The following is a 5,237-nucleotide window of genomic DNA, read 5'->3' as shown; positions in this document are numbered from 1 at the left end:
GCAGACAATAAAAACGGTGTCGATATTGGCTGCAATTAACTGCGACTGTACTTTGCTGCCCGCCGCTTTCCTGCTGAATTCGGAGCTGCGATCCAGAGCTCGAACGAATTGGCTGTCACCAGATAGCAATACCCAGTCACCAACTGTCATAGCAGGCATGCTGGGAGCAATCTTCAATTGTTGCTCGCCTTGTTCTGTCATGATTGTTAGTTGACTGCGATGTTGTGCCATGACTCTGGCTATATGGGTGGTTTCCCATTCATCGAGCGAAAGTTGTTGTTGAAAAAAAGGTTTCCAGCCTAGTTCAGGCAAAGAAATAGGTTTGATCATGATAAATAGACCCCTGATGCATTATGCACCATTCTGAAAGTAGATTTTCAGGGGCATTGTGGCCCCGGTTTAAGACCGGGCAGGAGGGAGAGGGATTAAACTATTAGTCTCGCTGCGCCCGGTTAGTTTTTAAAACAATCATCAAACGTTCCTCCATTGGTTAATTGACTCTTGGAATTTATCAGACTTACCCGCTTGGTTCTACCGTTTTGTCGTTCTGAATATTATAAAAAGGTGGAAGTACTGAAGAGAGATTGTCATTGATTCAATACTTCCACGAACTGGAATGTGCAAAGTGTGTTTCAGTGGTTGAGATGCAACATTCCAGCTTGGTAGCGCAGGCCGTTGGCTCTGTCGTGTTTAAGAAGAACCGGGCCATCGAGGTCAACAATGTCTGCATGGGTGGCAATGGGGAGCGCGGCTTCCATTGCCATTGAACTGCCAACCATACAACCCACCATGATTTTGAAGCCCATCGAACGTGCTTTGGCCTCCAGCGCTAGTGCCTCTGTCAGCCCACCGGTTTTATCGAGCTTGATGTTAATCATTTCATAGCAACCTACCAGCTTATCAAGGTCTTCACTGGTGTGACAGCTTTCATCGGCACACAAGTCTATGGGGTGATTGATACCCAAAAGCATATTGTCCATACCTTTGGGGACAGGCTGCTCAATCATAGTGATATTAAAGGAGGCGAGTTGTTCGAACAGGGTACTCAAATCTGTATCCGGAGTAAGCTCCCCCCATGCTTCATTGGCATCGAGAATAATATCGGCTTTAGGCGCATTTTCTCGAACCGCTTTAACCCGCTCGATAATTAACTCATGATTGAGTTTCACTTTAAGTAATTTCGCCCCTTTTTCATCACATAACTCTTTTGCCTGTTTGCCCATAGCTTCAGGTGTATCAAGAGAGGTGGTCATTGCAGTAATGATTTCGGGCTTAATAGTAAATGCCTGATATGGAAAGGCGGCTTGATGCTCAAGGCGCCACAGGGCACAGTCGACAGCATTTCTGGCCGCTCCTGGTGTCAGGTAATCGGGCAGGTTAGCTCTGGTTAGCTGAGTACCGGAGAGATTATGATTGAGTAACTCGATCTGCTTTATTACTGATTCGATACTCTCACCATAACGAGGGTAGGGTGTGCATTCAGCAGTAGCCGAAAGACCATTTTGCTGAATAGTAACGGTGACTACATCTTGATAAGTCCGAGTGCCTCGGGATATGGTGAAAGGACGCGCAAGGGGAAATTGTTCGTGCTGTGTCTTAATGATCATCATGTTCTCTTGCTTTAAATCGAGTGGAGTTTGTCAACGATAGTTGAAACACCAAACCTAACCGGGTCAGTGACAGGTAATTTATACTGCTGTTCCCATTGTTGGCATAGCACAAGCGCATCACTTTCCTCAATGGCTGAGGTATTAAGGCAAATTCCGACAAATTTGGTGTTAGGGTTTGTCAGGCTTGCTGCCATGCGATTAGCCTCGAGTGTCGATTCGATTGAAGGAACACTCATGTGGGGTAAATGGCGAATGTGGGCACGTCCGATCTCATGACAAAGAACCAGTGCATCGGGCTGAGAACCATGCAATAATCCAAGGCTGACACCTGCAAAGGATGGGTTGAGCAGAGAACCCTGACCTTCGATTACATCCCAATCATGAGCGGTAAAATCAGGGCTAATTGCTTCAGCTGCGCCTGAGATGAAATCTGCAACCACGGCATCAACGGCAATTCCTGTACCTGAAATTAAGATGCCTGTCTGCCCTGTTGCACGGAACTGGGCAGTCAATCCCTGTCGATTCATCTCTTTTTCAAGAGCGAGCGATGTGTACATTTTTCCCACCGAGCAGTCGGTGCCAACCGTGAGCAGGCGTTTTCCCTGACGCGGTTTTCCGGTACCGACAGCAAGCGGCTGATCATAATGACGAACATCAAATAGCTGGCATCCATGAATACTGGCTGCATTAGAAAGGGCCGGGAAGTCATTGAGTCGTTGATGCATGCCTGAAGCAATGTTGAAGCCAAGCTCAATGGCCTCTTGTAATGTTGCCAGCCATGACTGAGAAATAAAACCTCCAGCATTGGCGGTCCCAACAACCAAGGTTTTAGCTCCACGTTCTTTGGCCTTGGCCAGAGAAAGATCGGTGATGCCTAGCGATACCGTTTCTTGCGTAAGTCTTAATTGACCTGTACACATCTGAGGACGCCACTGGAGTATTCCTTTGGCTGTTTTGGCGGAAAGGGGATCGGTGACGTCACCGAGAAAGAGTAAGTAGGGTTGAGGGATTTGCATGATTCTTCCTTGTATGGTGCAAACAATGACACTTACTGTAAGGAGTGAAGTGCAAGAAGCCGAATACTTATTTGTCTGCAGGGTATAAATTCAAGTTATACCCTGCCAGAAAAGTGCTTTTGCTGATCAACGGCGTGCCGTATTCTGCTTGGTAAGAGCAATCACGTGCAGCGTCTATTTCTTTTTCGAATCTGACTTTCTAGGTGGTCTTGGTTGGAGCAATTTCCAGATCAGAAATGCGTAAGCCATCATTGAGACGATAGGAAAAAAGTAGTCAGCCATTGTTAGCGTCCTCAGCATTCTCTTTAGAATTGGTTTAAGCAATACGCCTTATCAATTCATAGTATAGAGGGGATGCGGCTGACTGAAGGACTAGCGACTAAGCATTGAGATGAATTTTTCACCTGTCACAGAGATTGGACTGTGATCGGCATAGAGCAAGGAAACAGAGAAGCTTAACGCGGGCTCAAGGTGCTTTCGCTCCAACCGGTTTGCAAAGAGGGAGGCTGTCCAGGGATCAACAACAGCGAGTCCGGCACCATGCTCGACCAATTGAGCGGCAGCGCTGTATGAGCGCACTGTAATCTGATGGTGGTAATCAGGTTCGTAATGTTGAATGGATTGGCTTAAGAGACTGCCAAGCGGATCGCGGTGATCAAGCCCTATGATTTCTTGTGACGTTGTCACTAGTCGGGGCCAATCTACTCTGGAATTATCGTCTTCAACTAAAGGAATATTTTGGTTTTGATGAGGGGAAATTAGCATCATTTCTTCACTGAAAAGCTCTTGGCCAGAAATTGCAGGCGGAATCTCGCTTCCGAAGCAGATAACCAGATCCAGTTGATTTTGAAGCAGGCCTGTACATAATGCCGCTCTGTTATCTGTACTCAGTTCTACCGAAATATTACTCTTTTTACATAGCTCAGCGATAACAGGTGTTAACAATGATGTGGCAAGAATAGGGGGGGCACCAACTCTCAGATGTTGGCTGCCTTTTCTAATCTTGTTAGTTAATGAATGAAAACTGCCGAGTTGTTGGTAGATTTTTTCTGCTTCAGGAAGCAGTCTTTGTGCTTCATCGGTTGGAATTAATCGGCCTTTTATCCGTTGGAATAGTGCGAATCCTAGCTGTTGCTCGGTATGCGAGAGTACTCTGGTAACATTGGGTTGAGAAACATGAAGTTGTCTCGCCGCACCAGAAACCGTTCCTGATTTCATCACCGCGTAAAAGACTTCGATTTGTCTGAGGTTCAAAATGGATCCCTGTCAATTGACTACTCAGTGAATATAATACTCTGCCAGCGAGGTTGGCATAAGTGATTTAATGTCAGCATACCAAGCTAATATGATATTAGCTTGGTATTACTATAAAGTTATCACTGTCTTTATCAATGATACCAAGCTGAAAATACACAGGAATTCACATCATTGTTGCTATAAATTGTTTGCTAGTTTAATGGTTTTGGTGAGATTGGGACCATGATATGGCGGTAAGGTGTATCTTTCCACATGATGTATGGGCCACCGTTACTTGGGTCGTCTGTTAATCCTTTTAGCATTTCTTCAGGCACGATGATCATCAAGTGCGCGCCCATTTCAACGTAGTCGTCGGCTTTCTTGGGATCGGAATGATATGGGTCAGAGTTACTGACTCCTGCGCCTAAATCACCCTGCAGCATGTAAGAAATACCAATTCGATCAGCCTTAAAGTCTTTTTTGTTCACCATGGCATCCAGCATTTCCATCCATACCGGATCGTTACACATTGGCATTCCATCATCGGGAAAAGTGTCTGGCAGACAAACCCAGCCATTGGTGCCTTTAACCACTTCTTTACCGTCTACGATTACCGTAGCCTTACCACTAATTTCGGCCGGAGCCGCTGATTTTGCTCTTGCAACAAGTGCCTGCAAATCATCTTCGGCAATACTGTTCATGCTCCCGGCAAAGCCAGCTACAGCAACAAACAGTAACTTAGGTATTAGTCGCTTAACCATGTTGGTTTCTCCACTACTTCTATGGTTGATACAAGTCGTATCAATGCAATATCAGTAAAAGACACCATAGAGTATAGGAGGAGAGGCAGAGGGCTAGATATATAAAGCGAAATAAAATGCCGGCTTTAAGGCCGGCATTTTTAGATTCTTTGGTGCTGTATGATTAAGCAGCTAATAACGCAGTGAAATCATCTTTTCGCTGGTTGAAGCGGTTAACCAAGTCGTCGATATCGTTTTGGCAGTACGGCTTAAGGCCGCTCATGACCATACGCTTACGGCCAGTACCGACAACTTCGCCGTTTTCTTTGAAGCAGAATTTTAATGTCACGCTGCCGCGTTTGCCGTCGACATCGATATCAGAACCTGTCAGTTCAACTGTTGGCGATGAAATATCAAGGCGTTCGAAATCAAGTTCCATGCTTTCATAGATAACCAACGGGCGAGTTGGGTTAATCATGATTTGCTTGGATTCCATTAGCGGTACCATGATGTGCGGAAAATTCATACCAGAGAACTGGACATAGCTCTTGGTGACTTGTTCAATCAAATCCTGGTTAAGCGTGGTATCACCTTCACGGATAATGTGGAGATACTCTTTACCGCTGCCATCAATC

Annotated in this window: 5 protein-coding genes and 1 pseudogene; all 6 read right to left on the bottom strand. The window is 45.6% G+C overall.

The features are described from left to right. Window positions 1-330 (bottom strand): annotated as a pseudogene (locus MHN01_RS15855) (GTPase RsgA); the annotation flags it as partial. A 302-nt stretch (window positions 331-632) separates the two neighbouring features. After that, window positions 633-1,607, bottom strand: coding sequence for an N-acetyl-D-Glu racemase DgcA (dgcA, locus tag MHN01_RS15850; protein WP_239412235.1), 975 nt, complete (start codon window positions 1,605-1,607; stop codon window positions 633-635). A 14-nt stretch (window positions 1,608-1,621) separates the two neighbouring features. Further along, on the bottom strand, window positions 1,622-2,626 hold the full coding sequence (dgcN, locus tag MHN01_RS15845) for an N-acetyltransferase DgcN (RefSeq protein ID WP_239412234.1): 1,005 nt from the start codon (window positions 2,624-2,626) through the stop codon (window positions 1,622-1,624). A gap of 372 nt (window positions 2,627-2,998) precedes the next feature. Beyond that, complete coding sequence (locus MHN01_RS15840; RefSeq protein WP_239412233.1) at window positions 2,999-3,880, bottom strand: LysR family transcriptional regulator; 882 nt, start codon at window positions 3,878-3,880, stop codon at window positions 2,999-3,001. A 194-nt stretch (window positions 3,881-4,074) separates the two neighbouring features. Further along, window positions 4,075-4,623: a hypothetical protein gene (locus MHN01_RS15835; RefSeq protein ID WP_239412232.1), complete on the bottom strand. Its 549-nt coding sequence runs from the start codon at window positions 4,621-4,623 to the stop codon at window positions 4,075-4,077. Between the two features lie 163 nt (window positions 4,624-4,786). Beyond that, a partial coding sequence (locus MHN01_RS15830) for a DUF3581 family protein (protein WP_239412231.1) occupies window positions 4,787-5,237 on the bottom strand: 451 nt, incomplete at its 5' end.

Origin of the sequence: Photobacterium sp. OFAV2-7 (assembly GCF_022347985.1) — a bacterium.
GTDB lineage: Bacteria > Pseudomonadota > Gammaproteobacteria > Enterobacterales > Vibrionaceae > Photobacterium.
Note: the sequence above shows the minus strand (reverse complement) of the source record. Positions and strands in the feature narration are given on the sequence as shown.